An 18735-nucleotide genomic window follows, 5' to 3' on the forward strand; every position below is an offset into this window, starting at 1 on the left:
CGGTGGACTAGCGGCGGCGGCGCGCGGGCGCCTTCAGGACGGCCAGGCCCAGGGCGAGGACGACCAGCCCGGCCCACGAGACCAGGGGAAGGCGCTCACCCACCAGGGCCACGCCCAGCATCGCGGCCACGGCGGGTTCGGCCAGGCTCAGCGTGGTCGCGGTGGAGGCCGAGGTGTGCCGCAGTCCGTGGCCGAACAGCCAGTAGGCGAGGAACACCGTGAACAGGGCCAGGTGCAGGGCGACCAGCGCGCCGTTCACCGTGGCCAGCCACGCGGTGCCGGTGGCCAGCACCACGGGCAGCACGAGGACGCCGCCCCCGGCGAACATCGTCCCCATGACCGCGCCCGAGGTGTGCCCCCGACGGATCAGCTTCTCGGCGATGATCGCGTACAGCGCGTACGAGAACCCCGCGACCAGGGCGAGGAACACGCCCAGGGCGCTGGTCGAGCCGGTGGCGCCGGTGAGTTCGGGACCCAGGACCAGCACCGCGCAGCCGACCACGGCGGCCACGGTGGCCGCCACCCAGCGCGCGGTCGGCCTGGACCGGTCCACGCACCAGGCCAGCAGACCGGAGAAGACCGGTGCGCTGCCCAGGGTGATCACGGTGCCGACCGCGACCCCGGCGTTGGCGACGGCGGGGTAGAAGGACAGCGGGTACCCGGCGACGGCGACCGCCCCCAGCAGCAGGGTCCACCGGGTCCGGGCGTCGGAGCCGGTGACCAGCGACGTGGAGCCCCGGCCGACGAGGAAGAGCAGGAGCCCGCCGAGGACCAGCCCGGCGGAGCCGATCGCGGCCGGGTGAGCGCCGTCGGGCGCGAACGAGCTGGCGGTGCCGGTGGTGCCCCACAGGACGGCCGCGCCGAGGATGGGTAGCGCGCCACCGGTGATCCGGTGGTTCGATCGCGTGGCGAGGGAGGAGGTGTGGTCTGGCATGTGCGTACTTTCCGTCTGGACGCCTGGGAAGGGTGCTTGACGGGCGCACGACGGACGGGGCCGCTCACCGTGTCGGTGGGGCCTCGGGGTCCGGGAAGGTCAGCGGGTGCGCCCGGTCAGGCGCACAGCGGCGGAAGGACCTTGTGCCAGTAGTAGTTCACGCCCCCACGGTAGCGTGAACCGGACCAACTGGACACGTCGGGGTCCGGGGCGTGTCCCCCGACCCCGACGTGTCCTCATGAGCAGGCGAGGGTCAGCCCTCGTAGTCCGGGTCGTCGACGTCGCACTGTACGTACACGTCGCCGAAACTGAGGTTCGCGACGAGCCTGTGCTCTCCGGCCTCGGAGTCGAACCGACTGATACTGAGCTGGTTGAAGACGTAGTTGTAGGGCGCCCACTTCTCGGGGTTCGCCGTCTGGACGGAGACCGTGATCTCCTCACCGGAGTCCGGGTGGGGGAACCGCACATTGGTGTAGTTGGCGTCGAAGTGCAGGTCGACCAGGGTGCCGAAGACGAGGATGGCGTTGTCGTCCGCCCCTTCGGTGCTGCTCACCGAGTTCTCCCACTCGACATTGCCGCGGAAGTCGCAGGCGACCCGGTTGCGGAGGGAATCGAACTCGACCACGGGAAGGTCGTACTCGGGAAGTTCGACGCGGTAGCCGCCATCGATCGTGGCGACCGCCTCCGCGCGGCCGTGCCCCGTGGCGGTCGTGTTGACCCGACCCTCGATCTCCCCGAAGGAGATGTAGTCGGTAATGCCCTCGGGGTCGTCCAGGTCCGTGTAGAGGTACTCCGATCCGAGTTCCTGCCGGATGTCGAGCAGTGACCAACGTACGTCGAACAGGTCCCAGGGATCCTCGCTGGGAGTCGAATAGTGGGTGAGTTCAGCCAACAAGACTGAGGCACGGGCGGGGATCTCGGCCTTCGCCTGGGCCGGAGCCGCCAGGCTCAGGACCAGAGCGGAGCCGACGCCGATTCCAAGGACACGAGTCCAGGTGGGGATTGCCAAAGTGAACGCCTTTGGTCGTGGGGGATGTCGACCAGGGGAGGTCAGCGGGGCGGACATGTGTGAAGTGATCATTCTACGAGTGCGCCCGGATGTCAGGGGCAGACGGGGTCCCGTCCGTCGGGGTCGGTCGGGACGGGACGGGTGTCCCACCCGCTCGCCCACGTCGGGTCCGGGAGGGCGTCCTCGCCGGTCAGCGGGAGCTCCAGCAGGTCCGCCAGCTCCTCGGTGGTGGTGTCGGCGGACAGCAGGGCCTCCCAGTGCTCCTCGACCACCCGCGCGACGGTCCGCGGCGGCAGGTCGAGCATCGCGTGCGTCAGGCTCCGGTCGAGCGCGGAGGGGTCGTAGTAGGAGAGGAACTCCTCCGCCGCCTCCGTGCCCTCCGGCTCGGGGAACCGCTCGTTCGCCGACACCAGCCAGGCGCCCAGCACGATCCTGGCCTGCCCCGCGCCCGAACAGGAGTAGTCCTGGTACCGGGGGAGGCCGAGCACGTTCATGGTGACCTCGACGGTCAGCTCGTTGCGGTAGTAGCCGATGTCGGGGTCCCAGGCGTCGTACACCATGACCGTGCCCGGCGGCGGGAACGGTTGGGGGGAGTGCGGGAGGACCAGCCCCCCGGTCTGGAACTCGCGGACGTCCCGGCGCAGGAGCCCGGTGCCCTGCCACACCATCGGCAGGCGGTCCCGCGCGCGTTCCGGGATCCGCTCCACCGTGGGGGAGAGCGCGGCGTGCCAGTAGTCCACCCACGACTCGTAGCCAGGGAGGGGGCAGTAGGTCACCCCCTCCCGGACCCGGCAGGGGTCGGCCTCGGCGCCGTACACGTCCCGGTCGGTGAAGGGCGTGTAGTACGAGTACGTGCTCTGCGCGTACACGTTGACGAACGCCACCCCCGCCAACAGGAGCGCCACCGCCCCCAGCGAGACCGGGCGCAGCAGCCACCGATCCCGCTGACGCGCGAGCGCGACCACCAGGAGCAGGACCACCAGGAACGAGACGTGCACCAGGGACACCACGCCGAGCTGGGTCACCGAGGGCTCGTTGACGGGCAGGGGGTCCAGTACCCAGCGCGCCACTCCGTTCAGCCGTTGCAGGATCTCCTCCGCCCGGGTCCCCATGGAGGTGACCGTGTACAGCAGGTACGCCGGTACGAGCAGCAGCAGCACCACGAGCGGGGTGTACGAACGGGTCCACACGGCGCAGGCCAGGGCTCCGAGCGGCCCACACCAGCCGAGCAGGAACAGGGCCAGCACCGCGGGCGGAGCGGCCGTCCCCGCGGTCGGCTGGGAGCCGGACAGCAGGTAGAGGACGATCAGGACACCCACGCACACCGACGTGACCAGCACGGACGCCAGGGCCAGGGACAACAGACGGGTCCGGGCCGACAGCGGCAGCGCGAACCCCTCTGTGTGGCGCGCCTCGCGCAGGGCGGGGAAGGTCGTCACCGCGAACATCACGGCGGCCACCCCGAGGGTCTGGAGCCGCACCTGGTCCATCAGGTCCGACCAGGTCGGCAACGCGGGTTGGTACGCCGAGTACGCCAGCCCGACCAGGGTCGCGGGCACCAGGGCCAGGAACACCGGGCTCACCAGCAGGTGGCGCAGGTTGAACCGGGTCAGGGCCCAGAAGGTCGGGACGCCGCTCACCGGATACTGCCCCGTGCTCCGGTGAGCAGGAGGTAGGCGTCCTCCAGCGAGGGCTCCACCGGCACGCCCGCCGCGGAGTCCGGGTCGTCGACGCCCTCGGGGACGAGCACCCGGTACCGGCCGTCCGCCAGCCGCCACGAGGTCACCCCCGTCTCGGGGCGCGAACCCTGCTCCCACACCCGCCCGCGCGCCCGGGCCACCAGCTCGCCCGGGGTGCCGTCGAAGATCACGCGGCCCTCGTCCAGGCACAGCACACGGCGGCACAGGGCGGAGACGTCCTCGATCTGGTGTGTGGACAGCACCACCGTGCTGCGCACCGCCAGTTCGGAGACGAGGTCACGGAAGCGGATGCGCTGCTCGGGGTCGAGCCCGATGGTGGGTTCGTCGAGCAGCAGGAGCTCGGGGTCACCGAGCAGCGCCGCCGCCAGCCCCAGGCGCTGGCGCATCCCACCGGACAGGCGGCGCACCCTGCTGTGCCTGCGCTCGTACAGGTCCACCCGGCGCAGGGCGCGGCGGACCTCGTCGTGCCGCGCGCGACGCCCGCCCAGCTCCTTGAGCACCGCCACGTAGTCCAGCAGACCGAAGACGGTGAAGTGCGGGTAGAACGAGGGGAACTGCGGCAGGTAGCCCATCCGGCGCCGGATCTCGGTGCGGTCGGCGGCGCCGTCGGGGTCGCGGCCCAGCACCCGCACGTGGCCGCCGGTGGCCTCCAGGTCGGTGGCCAGGCAGCGCAGCAGCGTGGTCTTTCCCGCGCCGTTGCGCCCCAGCAGCCCGGTCACCCCCGGGCCCAGTTCGAGGTCGATCCCGTCCAGGGCCCGGCGGGTGCCGTAGCTGCGGACCAGGCCGCTCACGCTGACCCGGCTCGCGGACTCGGTGCTCGTGGTCACGCGGTCCTGACCCTCCACAGCACGACACCCGCGAGCAGCGCGAGCGCCGTCGCCCAACTGGCCTGCGCGGCGGGAGTGAACAGCAGCAGCGGGTCCATGCCCTCCGCCGCTCCGAGCAGGACCAGGGCCAGCAGCCACGCGACGCCTACGACACCTCCGGCCAGGCTCAGCGCCATCCAGCGGCTCAGCGCCAGGCACCCCGCCACCATGGCCAGCGCGGGCAGCAGCCAGAAGACCGCCTCCGCCAGGGTGGAGACCGAGGGCATCAGGAACGCCGCGGCGGTGCACAGCACCAGGGCGGGCACCAGGACCGCCGTCGTGCGCAGGAACAGGAGCCGGTACCCGGCCAGGGGGGTGACGGACGTGAGGCTGTGCGCCGGGTCCACCCCCCGACCGTAGGCGAGGGCCACACCGATCAGGGGCACGATCGGAGCGGTGAAGGAGAACAGCAGGGAGCCGCGCGGCACCTCGTGCGCGACGACCAGGGCCATGCCCAGGACGAGCACGGTCGCGCCCAGCCAGGCGCGGTAGAGCTGCGGTGTGGCGGCCAGGAGCTTGGCGGTGTCCTCGCGCAGGCCGATCACGGCCAGCAGGCGCTCGATCGGGCCGCGCCGGGGCTGGTCCACCACGTCGCGGAGGTCGGCCCAGCTGCGGTCCAGCCAGCCCTGGTCGGCGGGCAGCAGGGCACGGCAGTGGGAGCAGTGGGTCAGGTGGGCCTCGGCGGACATGGCGGTGACGTCGTCGGCCGTGTGGGCCGCGTACTGGTGGAGTTGGTCGTGGGTCAGGTGCCAGCTCATGTGGTCAGTGCCTCCCGTAGCCGCGCCTTCGCGCGCATGACCCGTGTCTTCACGGTTCCCTCGGGTATCTGGAGGATCTCCGCCGCCTCCCGCACGGTCAGGCCGTCGAGCACGGTGGCCTTGATCGCCGAGCGCAGTTCGGGGGAGAGCTCGTGCAGGGCGGCGCCCAGGGGCCCGTGCTCGATGTTGAGCAGCACGGTGTCCTCGGCGGACGCGTCCCCGATCGTCTCGTACGGTTCGGGATCGCTCTCCGCGATCCACCGGTTGGCGCGTTTGCGCAGTTGGGAGATGAGCTGACGGATCGCGATGGTCCACAGCCAGGCTCCGGCGTCGGTGTCACCCGGGCGGGGGGTGAAGGAACCGGCGTTGCGCCACACCGCCAGGAAGGTCTCCTGGAGGGCGGCGTCGAGTTGGTCGTTGTCGGAGCAGCGGTAGCGCAGCCGGGCCCGCAGCCAGGGGGCGTGCCTCCGGTGCAGGATCTCCAGGGCGTCGGTCTCCCCGGCTGCGACGGCGGACAGCAGCACCGGGTCGGCGCTGTCGGGTCCGTAGTCGGGTGCGCGTCGTCGTGCGCGGCGGAGAAGCTTCACGTGGAGGGCTATCGCGGGTCGGGGACGGAACGGTTCTGACGGGGGCGGCCGGGTTCGGTCGGCCCTGACCTCGGCTTTTCCACAGTACCCGCGCGGCGGTTTCCGAACGGTCGGTACGGTGGGAGAAAATGGGGCGTATGCGCCTGAGGATCTTCCTTGAACCCCAGCAGGGGGCCACGTACGAGGACCAACTCGCCGTCGCCCGAGCCGTCGAGGATCTCGGTTTCGACGCCCTGTTCCGGTCCGATCACTATCTCTCCATGGGCGACCACGTCAGCGGGCTCCCCGGTCCGACCGACGCGTGGATCACCCTGGCCGGTCTGGCCAGGGAGACCTCCCGGATCCGCCTCGGCACCCTCATGACGGCGGCCACCTTCCGCCACCCCGGGCCGCTGGCCATCTCGGTCGCGCAGGTCGACCGGATGAGCGGCGGCCGGGTCGAGTTCGGCTTCGGCGCGGGCTGGTTCGAGGAGGAGCACGCGGTCTACGGGATCCCCTTCCCCGACTCCGCGCGGGAGCGGTTCGACCGCTACGAGGAGCAGCTCGACATCATCACGGGGTTGTGGTCCACCCCGGTGGGGGACACCTTCCGGTACGAGGGTCGGCACTTCCGGCTCGCGGAGGGCCCCGCGCTGCCCAAACCGCAGCAGGGCCCGCACCCGCCGGTGCTGATCGGCGGGACCGGTCCCAAGCGCACACCGAGGCTGGCGGCCAAGTTCGCCGACGAGTACAACGTCCCGTTCAGCTCGCTGGAGGACACCGAGGCGGCCTTCGGGCGCACCGCCGACGCCGTGCGGGCCTCGGGGCGCTCCACGCCGATGGTGTACTCGGCGGCCCAGGTGCTGTGCGCCGGGCGCGACGAGGCCGAGGTGTCCAAGCGGGCCGCCCGGATCGGTCGCGACGTGTCGGAACTGCGCCAGAACGGCCTGGCCGGAACCCCCGACGAGATCGTGGAGCGGATCAGCCGGTTCGCGGCCGCCGGTGCGGAGAGAATGTACCTGCAGGTCCTGGACCTGTCCGACCTGGACCACCTGGAGCTGGTCGCCTCCGCGGTGGCGCCGCAGCTGGACTGAGGGGGGCGTGTGCGCGAGGGGGCCCGAGGGGGATGGCGCCCCACCCGATAACTTGATATCGAGATACAAGTTGGATACCTTGACATCAAGATAACAGCGGGGCTCCCCCCACCCGCTCCCGGCTCGGGCCTGTGAGGTCGACCGCTTTTCGGCAGCGCGTCCCGGGCCCGTGAAGTGGTGCGGCCAGTCGGCCGCGACCGGTGACGATGTGGCGTCGTTGCAGGTCAAAGCGGCCCTGATGGATCACGGAGGCGGTGGGGGTGCTCATCCGCGACCCCCGTGCCCCGGTGATCCGGTTAGGGCGGCCTCAGTAGGTCCCGCATTCGCCCCATGGGGCAGGATGCTGGGGACAAAGTGGCGAGATCAGGAGGCAGACACCGTGTCCGCGAACAGCTTCGGCGCCCGTGACACGTTGCGCGTTGGCGACGAGTCGTATGAGATCTTCCGGTTGGACGCCGTCAAGGGCTACAACCGACTTCCCTACAGCCTGAAGGTGCTGCTGGAGAACCTCCTCCGCACCGAGGACGGCGCGAACGTCACCGCCGAGCACATCACGGCTCTCGGCAACTGGGACGCCAAGGCCCAGCCCAGCCAGGAGATCCAGTTCACCCCGGCCCGGGTGATCATGCAGGACTTCACCGGCGTTCCGTGCGTCGTCGACCTCGCCACCATGCGCGAGGCCGTCCGCGACATGGGCGGTGACCCGGACAAGATCAACCCGCTCGCCCCCGCCGAGCTCGTGATCGACCACTCCGTCGTCGTCGACCTCTTCGGTCGCCCCGACGCGTTCGAGCGCAACGTCGAGATCGAGTACGAGCGCAACTACGAGCGCTACAAGTTCCTCCGCTGGGGCCAGACCGCCTTCGACGAGTTCAAGGTCGTCCCGCCCGGCACCGGCATCGTGCACCAGGCCAACATCGAGCACCTCGCGCGCGTCACGATGGACCGCAAGGGCCAGGCCTACCCCGACACCTGCGTCGGCACCGACTCGCACACCACCATGCAGAACGGCCTGGGCATCCTGGGCTGGGGCGTCGGTGGCATCGAGGCCGAGGCCGCCATGCTCGGCCAGCCGATCTCCATGCTCATCCCGCGCGTGGTCGGCTTCAAGCTCACCGGTGAGCTCAAGCCCGGCACCACCGCCACCGACCTCGTGCTCACCATCACCGAGAAGCTGCGCGACCACGGTGTCGTCGGCAAGTTCGTCGAGTTCTACGGCGAGGGCGTCGGCGCGGTGCCGCTGGCCAACCGCGCCACCATCGGCAACATGAGCCCGGAGTTCGGTTCCACCGCCGCGATCTTCCCGGTCGACGACGAGACCATCCGGTACATGCGCCTGACCGGCCGCTCCGAGCAGCAGGTCGCCCTGACCGAGGCCTACGCCAAGGCCAACGGCTTCTGGCACGACCCGGCCAACGAGCCCGAGTTCTCCGAGTACCTGGAGCTCGACCTCGCCGAGGTCGTCCCCTCCATCGCCGGTCCCAAGCGTCCCCAGGACCGCATCGCGCTGTCCGAGGCCAAGCCGACCTGGCGCCGCGACGTCCGCAACTACGTCTCCGACGACGCCGACGAGGCGGGCGAGGAGTCCTTCCCGGCCTCCGACGCCCCGGCCCAGGCCCCCAACGGCGCCCGTCCGCACAAGGCCGTCAAGGTCACCATGGCGGACGGCACGGAGACCGAGGTCGACCACGGCGCCGTCGTGATCGCCGCGATCACCTCGTGCACCAACACCTCGAACCCCTCGGTCATGCTGGGCGCCGCCCTGCTGGCCAAGAAGGCGGTCGAGAAGGGCCTGTCCCGCAAGCCGTGGGTCAAGACCTCCATGGCCCCGGGCTCCAAGGTCGTCACCGACTACTACGAGCGCTCCGGCCTGACCCCGTACCTGGACAAGCTGGGCTTCAACCTGGTCGGTTACGGCTGCACCACCTGCATCGGCAACTCGGGCCCGCTGCCCGAGGAGATCTCGCAGGCGGTCCAGGACAACGACCTCGCCGTCTCGGCGGTCCTGTCCGGCAACCGCAACTTCGAGGGCCGGATCAACCCGGACGTGAAGATGAACTACCTGGCCTCGCCGCCGCTGGTGGTCGCCTACGCGCTGGTCGGGTCGATGGACGTCGACATCACCACCGAGCCCCTGGGCATCGGCGAGGACGGCCAGCCGGTCTACCTGGCCGACGTGTGGCCCACCGCCGAGGAGATCCAGGAGGTCATGGACTCCGCGATCGCGTCGGACATGTACGCCAGCGCGTACTCGGACGTGTTCGCCGGTGACGACCGCTGGCGCGAGCTGCCCACGCCCACCGGCAACACCTTCGAGTGGGAGGGCGAGTCGACCTACGTCCGCAAGCCCCCGTACTTCGAGGGCATGGGCCAGACCCCGGCTCCGGTCACCGACATCTCCGGTGCCCGCGTCCTGGCCAAGCTGGGCGACTCGGTCACCACCGACCACATCTCCCCGGCCGGTGCCATCAAGCCGGGCACCCCGGCGGCCGAGTACCTCAAGGCCCACGGTGTGGAGCGTCGCGACTTCAACTCCTACGGTTCCCGTCGCGGCAACCACGAGGTGATGATCCGCGGCACCTTCGCCAACATCCGCCTGCGCAACCAGATCGCGCCGGGCACCGAGGGCGGCTACACCCGCGACTTCACCCAGGCCGACGCGCCGGTGTCGTTCATCTACGACGCCGCGCAGAACTACGCCGCGCAGGGCACCCCGCTGGTGGTCCTGGGCGGCAAGGAGTACGGCTCCGGTTCCTCGCGTGACTGGGCGGCCAAGGGCACCAGCCTGCTGGGCGTGCGCGCGGTCATCACCGAGTCCTACGAGCGCATCCACCGCTCCAACCTCATCGGTATGGGCGTCCTGCCGCTCCAGTTCCCGGAGGGCCACTCCGCGGACTCCCTCGGTCTGACCGGCGAGGAGACCTTCTCCGTCACCGGCGTGACCGAGCTCAACGAGGGCCGTATCCCCAGCACGGTGAAGGTCACCACCGACACCGGCGTCGAGTTCGACGCCGTGGTGCGGATCGACACCCCGGGCGAGGCCGACTACTACCGCAACGGCGGCATCCTCCAGTTCGTGCTCCGTCAGCTGATCGCCAAGTAGCGAGAGGCGTACCGAGACCGCCGCCCGCGCCCAACAGGCGCGAACGCGGTGCTTCGGGGGCCGCCACCGTCCGACCGACGGTGGCGGCCCTTCTCGTGTGCAGGGTCCTCGTGTGCACGGGCCCTTCCGCGTTCCGGCCTGGCCGAAAGCTCCCGATATGCTCGGTGCATGCCCTCGCCCCCGAGACCAGGTCCCCTCCCTCGGTACGCGGACCTGCTCCGACGCTCCCTGGCGCTCTGCGCCGCGTCGCTCCTCGCGGTGCTCGCCGCCGCGCCCGCCGCTCGGGCCGAACCCGCGCCCGAGACGGTCGAGGCCCTGGAGGACACCCGGACCCCCGCCGAGTACTACGCGGACGAGCTCGCGGAGCGTCCCGAGGGCGCGGCCGTCATCGTGGACGACTCCCTCGCGGGCCTCGGCGACGTGGCCGAGCTGGAGCGGGAGCTGCACACCCTCTTCTCCACCCTCGACGTCCCGTACCACGTGATCGCCAGCCCCTTCCCCGGACAGGGGACGGACTGGGGCACCGGTCCGGTCCTGCCCGCGGTCGTGGACCGTGTCGACCGCGACGGCGTGTACGTGCACCTGCGGCCCGGGACCTACACCCAGGAGGTGCTGGTACGCGGCCACGACCTCCCGGGCGAGGAGAGCGTGCGCTCGTTGAGCGCCGACCCCAGGCTGGAGTACGACTCCGGACCGGACGAGATCGCCGCCGTCCTCGTGGAACGCCTCAGCGGTGCGGCCCCCGCCCCCGCGCACGGCCACGAGCAGGCCGAACCGGGCGCGCTGGCGGTCTTCTGGGAGGAGTTCCGCCGCGACGTCGACCCCACCCGTTCGGTCGGCGCCGAGAACCTCGGCACCCTCTCCGGGACCCTGTCCGGGTTCGTGCTCGGAACGGGCGTGATCTGGGTGTGGTGGCGTACCGCGCGCGGCCGTCGGCGGCGCCACGAGGTACCCGTGGTGGCCGTGCTCACCCTGACCCTGGCCGGGGCCGCGGTCGCGGGCCCCTACGCCCACATGATGAGCGTGCCCGAGGGCGGAGTGGAGACCGCCTGGAAGACCCCGGACGTGCGTTCCGTCCCGCCCTACGTCGCCAACACCGAGCGGGTCGAACGCCTGGTCTCCGAGACCGCGTCCACGCCGCTGTACGTCGCACCCCTGGTCACGATGGACCGCACCGGTCTGGCCGCCACCGCCGATCGGCTGGAGGACGCCGAGATCCCGGTCCGCGCCCTGGTGATGTCCATGAGCCCGTCCGACGAGTCCGAGGGCGACCCCGAGGTGCTGGCGTACTCCCTGGCCGCGCTCACGGAGGGACCGTCGGTGTACCTGGTCGCCACCACCGACTTCGAGGGCCGGGTCGAGATCGCCGCCGGGTCCTCGGGCCTGGGCATCGACGCCTACGACCTGAGCTCGGCCGTCCGGGACGTGGTCGCCGACACCCCGGCCGAGGCCGTCGAGGCCGCGCTGCCCGCCCTCACCGCACTGCCCACCGACCCCGACCGGCCCGACGCCGAACCCTTCTTCGCGTACACCTACGACGAGGATCCCGGGCCGAGGTCGGAGCGGTTCCTCGGTGACGGCTTCCTGCCCTGCCTCCTGGTGGTCGGGCCGCTGCTCTCCGGGATCGCCTTCGGCGCGCTGCTCCTCCTCGTGGTCGCCGTACGCGCCGCGCGCGGGGGCACGGTCGGTGGTCGGACGCGGATGACGGCACGAGCACTGCGGCGGCTGGCGCTGGCGGAGACCCGGGCCATGGTCCGGGAACTGGAGGCGGCCGGGGACGGCGAGGTTCCCGCGTCGGCCATGCGCGACGCCGACGCCGCCCTGGTCGTGCTCCGGCGCCCCACGGACGCGCTCGACCTCCTCGGGGTCACGGTCCTGGCCCGGCGCGCCCGCGCGGCCATCGACGGCGACCCCGGGGCCGGACGGCGACCGGTCTGCTCGGCCAACCCCCTGCACGGCCGGGCGGACCGTGACGGCAGGGTCGCGGTCGTCCGGGGGCGCCGCCCGCTGTGCGACGCCTGCCTGGACCTCCAGAACGACGCCCGGACCGCGCGCGTGCTGGAGCTGCGGATCGGCGGCGCCTGGGTCCCGCACCTGACGCTGGACCGCGTCTGGGTGCACACCAACTACGGATCGACGCGGCGCGGCCTCGTCGACGGGATTCTGGAGGAGAGCGATGCGTAGGTTCGAGGTCCCCTCCGTCCTGGGGGTGGTCCTGGCCCTCACCCTGGTGGGGGCGGTCCCCGCCGCCGCCTCCCCGGCCGACACCGTGCCGGAGAACGCCTCCGAGGCGATCACCTCCTCGCTGGCCGAGTCGCCGGTCCACGTCGACCCCGCCTACTCCAGCGCCCTGACCGAGGAGGTCCGACAGGAGGCGGTCGACCTCATCGAGGGCTCCGACCTGCCCCTGTACGTGGTCGCGGTGCCGATGGTCGAGGGCGACACCTGGGACGGCGACCCCGAGAACCTGGCCGTCCTGGTCCACGACCGCATGGGCGGGGGTCGGGCCCACATCCTGGTGTTCGCCAACGACCGCATGCACGGGCGGGACTTCGGGAGCGGATCGGACCTTCCCGCCCACTACGGGGCCCTCACCTCCTCCTACGCCACGGGGTTCAGCGGCAACCTCGGCCAGCTGGTCGAGGTCTCGGTGGAGACGGCCCTGTCCGAGGACCCCGAGGCCGCCTACACCGCCGCCAGTGAGGCCTACGAGGAGCAGCGGGAGGACGCCGCCGGACCGATGTCCGGCTTCTGGCGGGGTGACGGGACGGGAGCGCCCGGTTGGCTGTGGCCGTCCGTCGCGGTCCTGGCGCTCCTCCTGGCCGTCGGGGCGGTCTGGCGCTCCCGCCGCGCCCGGGTGCCCTCGATGCCCGCTCTGGCCGTCACCCAGCACGCCGGATTCGACAACGCCGACCGCGCCGCCCTGGACCGGCTGGTCGAGCGGGGCGCCACGGACCTCGTCGAGCTCGGGGAGCGGCTGGGCCAGCTGCGCTCGCGCTCCCGGAGCGAGGAGGCCACCCGGCTCCTCCAACACGCACTGGACGCCCGCTCCGCCGCCGCCAAGGTCCACGACCGCATGATCGCCACCGAACCCACGCTGCCCGACGCGGCCGGGGTCCTCGTCCTGCTCGACATGGCGGAGGACGCCATCCTGCGCAGCCGGTCCCGGTCCCGCGAGCCCAGGGTGCACTGCTACGCCAACCCGCTGCACGGCAACACCACCACACGGACGGACTGGCGCGAGTTCGGCGGCACCCGCACCGTCCGCGTCCCGCTGTGCGCGGAGTGCGCCAAGGCGGTTCGGGAGCGGCGCCGCCCCCGGGTCCTCCCCGACCACCACAGGGGGAGTGAGGTGCCCTACTACGACGTCCCGGCCGAGGAGAGCGTGTGGTCGGCCACCGGATACGGGGCCCTGCGCGACGACCTGGTCGATCGGATCCTGCGGGGCGACCACGCCGATACCCGGAGGTAACGGCCGGGCATCGGATTCGGGGAGACCGGAACCGGGACCGTGTACGGGCGGTCAGTTCTCTGTGGCACCCTGACATGGCGCCCCGCCCGGGGCGCCAGAACGACGTACGAGAGACGGGGCGGGCTGTGGACGACCCTCAGGACCAGGCCATGCGAGTGGAGGAGGTCGGAGGCTTCCGACTTCTGCGCTCCCTGGGGCGTGGCGGTTTCGGGGAGGTGTTCCTCGGTGAGGCCGCGGACGGCACTCTGGCCGCGGTGAAGCTCCTGCACGCCAGCTGGTCCGGCGACGCCGACATGCGGCGCCGTTTCGCCGCCGAGGTGGATCAGGCCCGCCGGGTGAGCGGGTTCTGCGTGGCCGCGATCCTGGACGCCGACCCCGACGCGGCCCAGCCGTGGATCGCCACGGAGTTCATCGACGGCCCCACCCTCCAGGCCTCCGTCGAAGCCGACGGCCCGCGCACGGGAGTGGAGCTCCAACGCCTGTCGGTGGGCACCGCGACGGCCCTGGCCGCCATCCACGCGGCGGGTGTGGTGCACCGGGACCTGAAGCCGGACAACATCATGCTGGCTCCGGACGGGCCCCGGGTGATCGACTTCGGGATCGCCCGTGCGGTCGAGTCGACCTCGGTGACGGCGAGCGGGGTGGTCGGCACCATCGGGTACATGGCCCCCGAGCAGCTGGAGGGGGCCCGGCTGACCGCCGCGGTGGACGTGTTCGCCTGGGCCTCGGTGATGGTGTTCGCCGCCACCGGCCGCGAGGCCTTCCCCGGCCCGACCCAGGCCGCGCGCATCGCCCGCATCCTGGGCGGGGAACCCGACCTCGCCGGCCTGGACGGCGCGTTCGGCGCCACCCTCCGGGCCTGCCTGGACAAGGACCCCTCGGCCCGGCCCGACGCCGAGACCCTCATGCGATGGGTCATCTCCGCTCCGTCCGGTGCCACTCCGGCCCGGGCCACCGGTGGGAACCACACGCCCACCACGGTCGCCCCCGGCCCGGACTCCGACCACACGCACACCGCGGTCGCGCCCTCGTCCGACGCCCGTACCCGCGTCGGTGTCGACCACACCAGGGTCGCCGGTCAACAGCCCACCGGCGTTCCCCCCGTGGACCCCACCAGGGTGGTCGGAACCGCCCAGGCGGCCCCCACCCGCAACTACACGCGCACGGCTCCCTCCGACGCGCCCGAGGCGTCCGCCCACGCCCGGTCGTCAGGCCCGTATCCGTCGGCCCCCGGCGGCGCGCACACCCCGCCGCCGAGCGGCGCGTACCCGCCTCCCAGCGGGTTCCGCGGCCCGAACAGCGGCCACTTCGGAGCGGCACCGCCCTACCACTTCGTCAGTCTCCGGTTCCACGACCCCGCCCACCTGGCCGAGGCGATGCAGCAGAACTGGGGCGCCGCCGTCAAGGTCTTCAGCGAACCGGGCGAGCGCGCGGCCCTGGGTGCCTGGCTGATGGACGACCTGGGCGACACCAGTGTCGACCGCTCCCTGTTCCGTCGCGAGGTCCGGGACGCCAACCTCGCGGTCGCCTCGTTCGTCGCCCAGGTCCGCCCCGACCTGCCGCCCGTCTTCCGGGGCCGGGGTGTGTCCCTGGCCGAACTCCGGGCGTTGTTCTCCGACCCCGGGCCGCTCCTGACCGGTGCCCCGCTCAGCAACGAGATGGTCCTGCTGGCCCGGCCCGAACTCCTGCGGATCCTGAGCGCCCACCAGAGCCCCGAGAGCGTCGAGTACCAGCGGCTCGCGGAGGACCTGGACCGGGGTGAGAACGCCGGGACCCTCCTGCACGGACAGCTCTCCCAGCAGCTCGTGGGGTGGCGGTCGAGCCAGCCCAACGTCAACCCGGCGCTGGTCCTGGCCCTGCTCCTGAACCCGCACCTGATGGTCCCGCCCGACGACAACGGTGACTCCGGGGTCGCCGAGTGGGTGGACATCCTGTGGCAGCGGGTGTCGAACGCCAGTACCCCCGAGAGCGCCGGATACGCGGCGGCGGTCTACGGTTCCCTGGGCACCCTCCAGGCTCTGGCCAGGCAGCGCCGCTACTGGGAGGGCCGCTACGCCGAGGTGTCCACCGCCCACGAGGGGCTCGTGGGCAAGGTGGAGCTCCAGAACCGGACCGGGCGGATCATCCACTGGTGCCGGATCTCCCTCATCGGCCTCCCCCTCGGCCTCTTCCTCACCGTGATGCCCGTGTGGGAGGTGATCCCCGACCTCATGATGTGGGTCGCGCTGCTCGGTCTGGTCGGTCTGGTCGGCGCCTTCATGACACGCCTGGTGCTGTGCGGACCCGCCGACCGTCGGCGGCAGCGGCTCCTGGACCTGCACAACTCCAACCACCAGCTGCCTCAGCTGACCAGCGGAGTGGAGCGCATCCGCACGGACCTGGCCCAGGCACGCAGAATCACCTCCAGCTGATCCGGTCGGCGGGCTCGGGCCCCACCGTCCGGACGGCAGGACAAGAGAGACAAGGAAGGACGCGCTCGTGGACGAGACCACGGACTTGACGCCCGCCCCCCGCGCGGTCGGTCCGTACACCCTGACGCGATCGCTGGGCAGGGGCGGTTTCGGGGAGGTGTTCCTCGGTGAGGCCGAGGACGGTACCCGCGCCGCCGTCAAGCTCCTGCACGCCAACTGGTCCAGTGACACCGACATGCGGCGCCGCTTCGCCGCCGAGGTGGATCAGGCCCGCCGGGTGAGCGGGTTCTGTATCGCGACGATCCTGGACGCCGACCCCGACGCCGCGCAGCCCTGGATCGCCACGGAGTTCATCGACGGGCCCACCCTCCACCGGGCCGTGACCGTCGAGGGACCCCGCACCGGTGCCGAGCTCCAGCGCCTCGCCGTCGCCACGGCCACCGCGCTCGCGGCCATCCACGCGGCGGGTGTGGTGCACCGGGACCTGAAGCCGGACAACATCATGCTCGCCTCGGACGGGCCCCGGGTGATCGACTTCGGGATCGCCCGCGCGGTGGAGTCCACCTCCGTGACCGCCAGCGGCATCGTCGGCACGGTCGGGTACATGGCACCGGAACAGCTGGAGGGCATGCGCCTCACCGCGGCCGTGGACGTCTTCTCCTGGGCGTCGGTGATGGTGTTCGCCGCCACGGGTCGGGACGCCTTCCACGGCCCCACCCAGGCCGCGCGCATCGCCAGGGTGCTCTCGGGGGAACCCGACACCGGGGACCTGTCCGGGCCACTGTTGGACACCGTCCTGGCCTGCCTGGACAAGAACCCGAGGCGGCGCCCGGACGCGCCCGCCCTCCTCCACCACCTGGTCGCGGGGACCGCTCCCGGTTCCGCCGGTCAGTCGTCGGAGCCGCCGTCCCCCGGTCCGGAAGGGGACGCGCCCCGGCCCCCGTCACCCGAGGCGCCGCCGCACCACGCGGCCGCACCGCCCTCGGGCAGGCCCGCGTACCTCACCCCGCCGCCGTCACTGGTACGGCTCCAGAGCTCCTACGGTCCGTCGGCGCCCGACACGGACCCCGACGAGGGCGTCCCGCCCTACCGCTTCGCGGGGGTGCGCTTCACCAGGATCGAGCCGCTGGCCGCCGCCATGCAGGAGCACTGGACCGAGGCGGTGATGATCCTCGGAGACCCGGCCGAGCGGGCCATGCTCGGCTCCTGGGTCATGAACGACATCAACGACACCAAGGTGGACCGCTCCCTGTTCCGCAGGGAGGTCCGGGACGCGAACATGGCCGTGGCGTCCTTCGTCGCCCAGGCCTGTCCGGACCTGCCACCCCTCTTCCGGGGGCACGAACTCACCCTCGCCGGGCTGCGGGAGCTCTTCCACGATCCGCGTCCGCTGATCACCGGCGGGCACGAGGCCAACGAACTCATGCTGCTGGCCCGGCCGCAGCTGCTGCGGCAGATGACGGAGCACCGGCACGAGGACGGCCCGGAGCTGCGCAGACTGGCCCGGGACGTCGAGGAGGCCGAGCGGACCGGGATGGCCTTCCACCGGGAACTGGCCCAGAACCTCAACGGCTGGCGCGGGTTCGAGGGTCGGATGGACCCGGCGCTGGCGCTCACCTTCCTGCTCAACCCCGATCTCATGGTGCCCCCGGACCCGGGGGACATGCCCGGCGCCCTGGACTGGACGAGCGCGCTCTGGTCACGCGTCGAGCTCTCCTCGGGGGCCCGACGGGCGGGGTACGCGGCGGCGGTCTACGGTTCCCTGCCGGCCGTGGTGACCCTGATCCGACAGCGCAGGGTGTGGGCGGAACAGCGGGAGTCCCTGCGCCGTGAGCACAGTTCGCTGGCCGCCGCGGCCTCGGAGTCGGGGCAGATCTCCAGGATCAGGACGATGTTCCTGGCGGCGGCCATCGTCTTCCTGTTCCTGTCCCTGGTCCTCGGAGTGGCGCTCAACGGTTCGGGACTGGGCATGCTGTTCTTCCTGTCGTCCCTCGCCGCGGGGAGCGTCGCGCTGATCATGAGGTTCAGGGAGAACGGGAGCTTCGGGGGGTCCTCCGCGCGTGAGGCGCGCGACCTGCGTCTGCGCAACATCCCCCTCCAGGGGCAGGCGCTGGCGGCGGGCCTGCGCACGATGGACGCCGACATCCGGCGCGCCCGCGAACTCTGCTCGCGCCCGCCCGTCAAGGACTACTGAGGACCGTTCTCGACCAGCAGGTCGGCGCGGTCCCGAGGCGGGTCGCAGGCGTACAGGGCGTTCTCCTGGCGGGCCCACGACGCACGGTGCGGGGCGTAGGTGTCCGCGTCCTCCCGGGCGTCGAGCCTGCGGGCCCGCGTCCGCGCGTCGGCCTCCACCCACACCAGCAGGTCCGGGAGGTCGCGCACGGGGGCCGCCCCCGAACCACACCCCTCCACGACCAGGGTGCCCCCGCGTGCGACGAGGGCGGCGGGGAGGGTGACCCGCTCCGCACCGAACGCCCCGTGCTTCCAGTCGTACCGGTGCCAGGCGGGCGGGCGCCCCTCGGCCAGGGGCAGCAGTACCCACGACCTGAGCAGGGCGGGCGCCTCGGCCAGCCCCTCCCAGCCCGGGTAGAGGTCCTCCATCGTCACCAGGGCCACCGGCTCGTCCCGGTCGGCCAGCGCGCGGCACACCCGAGCGGCCACCATGCTCTTGCCCGACCCGGAACGCCCCTCCACCGCCACGACCCGGACGAGCGGTCCCCGCCGGTCGGCGCCCAGAACCGCCCCGGCCACGTCCTCCGCCCACCCGGGCCGGTCGGTGCTCACCCTCTCCATGCCAACGAACCTAGGGCATGGCCGTGGTC

13 protein-coding genes are annotated in these 18735 nt (G+C 72.1%); 6 read left to right on the top strand and 7 right to left on the bottom strand.

The genetic code is table 11. The annotated features are described in order from the left end of the window. Positions 1 to 7: 7 nt before the first annotated feature. From ACFW3L_RS12600 to ACFW3L_RS12625, 6 genes are all read right to left on the bottom strand, one after another. A complete protein-coding gene (locus ACFW3L_RS12600; protein WP_378739513.1) occupies positions 8 to 934 on the bottom strand; it encodes a DMT family transporter in 927 nt (308 codons plus the stop codon). Between the two features lie 253 nt (positions 935 to 1187). Next, complete coding sequence (locus ACFW3L_RS12605) at positions 1188 to 1943, bottom strand: hypothetical protein (RefSeq protein ID WP_378739515.1); 756 nt, start codon at positions 1941 to 1943, stop codon at positions 1188 to 1190. 92 nt (positions 1944 to 2035) lie between these two features. After that, positions 2036 to 3583: a hypothetical protein gene (locus tag ACFW3L_RS12610; RefSeq protein ID WP_378739517.1), complete on the bottom strand. Its 1548-nt coding sequence runs from the start codon at positions 3581 to 3583 to the stop codon at positions 2036 to 2038. Next, positions 3580 to 4470 (bottom strand): ATP-binding cassette domain-containing protein, encoded by an 891-nt coding sequence (locus ACFW3L_RS12615; RefSeq protein ID WP_378739519.1) that lies wholly within the window; start codon positions 4468 to 4470, stop codon positions 3580 to 3582. Before ACFW3L_RS12615 ends, ACFW3L_RS12610 begins: the two co-directional genes overlap by 4 nt. After that, positions 4467 to 5267, bottom strand: coding sequence for a zf-HC2 domain-containing protein (locus ACFW3L_RS12620; protein ID WP_378739521.1), 801 nt, complete (start codon positions 5265 to 5267; stop codon positions 4467 to 4469). Before ACFW3L_RS12620 ends, ACFW3L_RS12615 begins: the two co-directional genes overlap by 4 nt. After that, positions 5264 to 5854: an RNA polymerase sigma factor gene (locus ACFW3L_RS12625; RefSeq protein ID WP_378739523.1), complete on the bottom strand. Its 591-nt coding sequence runs from the start codon at positions 5852 to 5854 to the stop codon at positions 5264 to 5266. The genes ACFW3L_RS12620 and ACFW3L_RS12625 overlap by 4 nt, the downstream gene beginning before the upstream one ends. A 137-nt stretch (positions 5855 to 5991) precedes the next feature. On the opposite strand from ACFW3L_RS12625, the gene ACFW3L_RS12630 reads away from it, so the two are divergent. From ACFW3L_RS12630 to ACFW3L_RS12655, 6 genes are all read left to right on the top strand, one after another. Beyond that, positions 5992 to 6927: an LLM class F420-dependent oxidoreductase gene (locus tag ACFW3L_RS12630; protein ID WP_378739525.1), complete on the top strand. Its 936-nt coding sequence runs from the start codon at positions 5992 to 5994 to the stop codon at positions 6925 to 6927. 340 nt (positions 6928 to 7267) lie between these two features. Further along, on the top strand, positions 7268 to 10030 hold the full coding sequence (gene acnA, locus ACFW3L_RS12635) for an aconitate hydratase AcnA (protein WP_378739527.1): 2763 nt from the start codon (positions 7268 to 7270) through the stop codon (positions 10028 to 10030). 168 nt (positions 10031 to 10198) lie between these two features. Beyond that, entirely contained in the window at positions 10199 to 12214 is a 2016-nt protein-coding gene (locus ACFW3L_RS12640) for a hypothetical protein (RefSeq protein ID WP_378739529.1), read from the top strand. After that, positions 12207 to 13502, top strand: a complete 1296-nt coding sequence (locus ACFW3L_RS12645) for a hypothetical protein (RefSeq protein WP_378739531.1) — start codon at positions 12207 to 12209, stop codon at positions 13500 to 13502. Before ACFW3L_RS12640 ends, ACFW3L_RS12645 begins: the two co-directional genes overlap by 8 nt. A gap of 125 nt (positions 13503 to 13627) precedes the next feature. Then, entirely contained in the window at positions 13628 to 15913 is a 2286-nt protein-coding gene (locus ACFW3L_RS12650) for a serine/threonine protein kinase (protein WP_378739533.1), read from the top strand. A gap of 67 nt (positions 15914 to 15980) precedes the next feature. Then, complete coding sequence (locus tag ACFW3L_RS12655; RefSeq protein ID WP_378739535.1) at positions 15981 to 18107, top strand: serine/threonine protein kinase; 2127 nt, start codon at positions 15981 to 15983, stop codon at positions 18105 to 18107. Here the strand turns inward: ACFW3L_RS12655 and ACFW3L_RS12660 are convergent. Next, on the bottom strand, positions 18101 to 18706 hold the full coding sequence (locus ACFW3L_RS12660) for a uridine kinase (RefSeq protein WP_378739537.1): 606 nt from the start codon (positions 18704 to 18706) through the stop codon (positions 18101 to 18103). The genes ACFW3L_RS12655 and ACFW3L_RS12660 overlap by 7 nt on opposite strands. Positions 18707 to 18735 lie beyond the last annotated feature (29 nt).

It is taken from the genome of Nocardiopsis sp. NPDC058789 (assembly GCF_042745575.1).
Lineage (GTDB): Bacteria > Actinomycetota > Actinomycetes > Streptosporangiales > Streptosporangiaceae > Nocardiopsis > Nocardiopsis eucommiae.

Coding starts and splice junctions, on each gene's coding strand:
- ACFW3L_RS12600 (WP_378739513.1), bottom strand. CDS start 934: ATGCCAGACCACACCTCCTCCCTCGCCACGCGATCGAACCACCGGATC.
- ACFW3L_RS12620 (WP_378739521.1), bottom strand. CDS start 5,267: ATGAGCTGGCACCTGACCCACGACCAACTCCACCAGTACGCGGCCCAC.
- ACFW3L_RS12630 (WP_378739525.1), top strand. CDS start 5,992: ATGCGCCTGAGGATCTTCCTTGAACCCCAGCAGGGGGCCACGTACGAG.
- acnA (WP_378739527.1), top strand. CDS start 7,268: ATGCTGGGGACAAAGTGGCGAGATCAGGAGGCAGACACCGTGTCCGCG.
- ACFW3L_RS12640 (WP_378739529.1), top strand. CDS start 10,199: ATGCCCTCGCCCCCGAGACCAGGTCCCCTCCCTCGGTACGCGGACCTG.
- ACFW3L_RS12645 (WP_378739531.1), top strand. CDS start 12,207: ATGCGTAGGTTCGAGGTCCCCTCCGTCCTGGGGGTGGTCCTGGCCCTC.
- ACFW3L_RS12660 (WP_378739537.1), bottom strand. CDS start 18,706: ATGGAGAGGGTGAGCACCGACCGGCCCGGGTGGGCGGAGGACGTGGCC.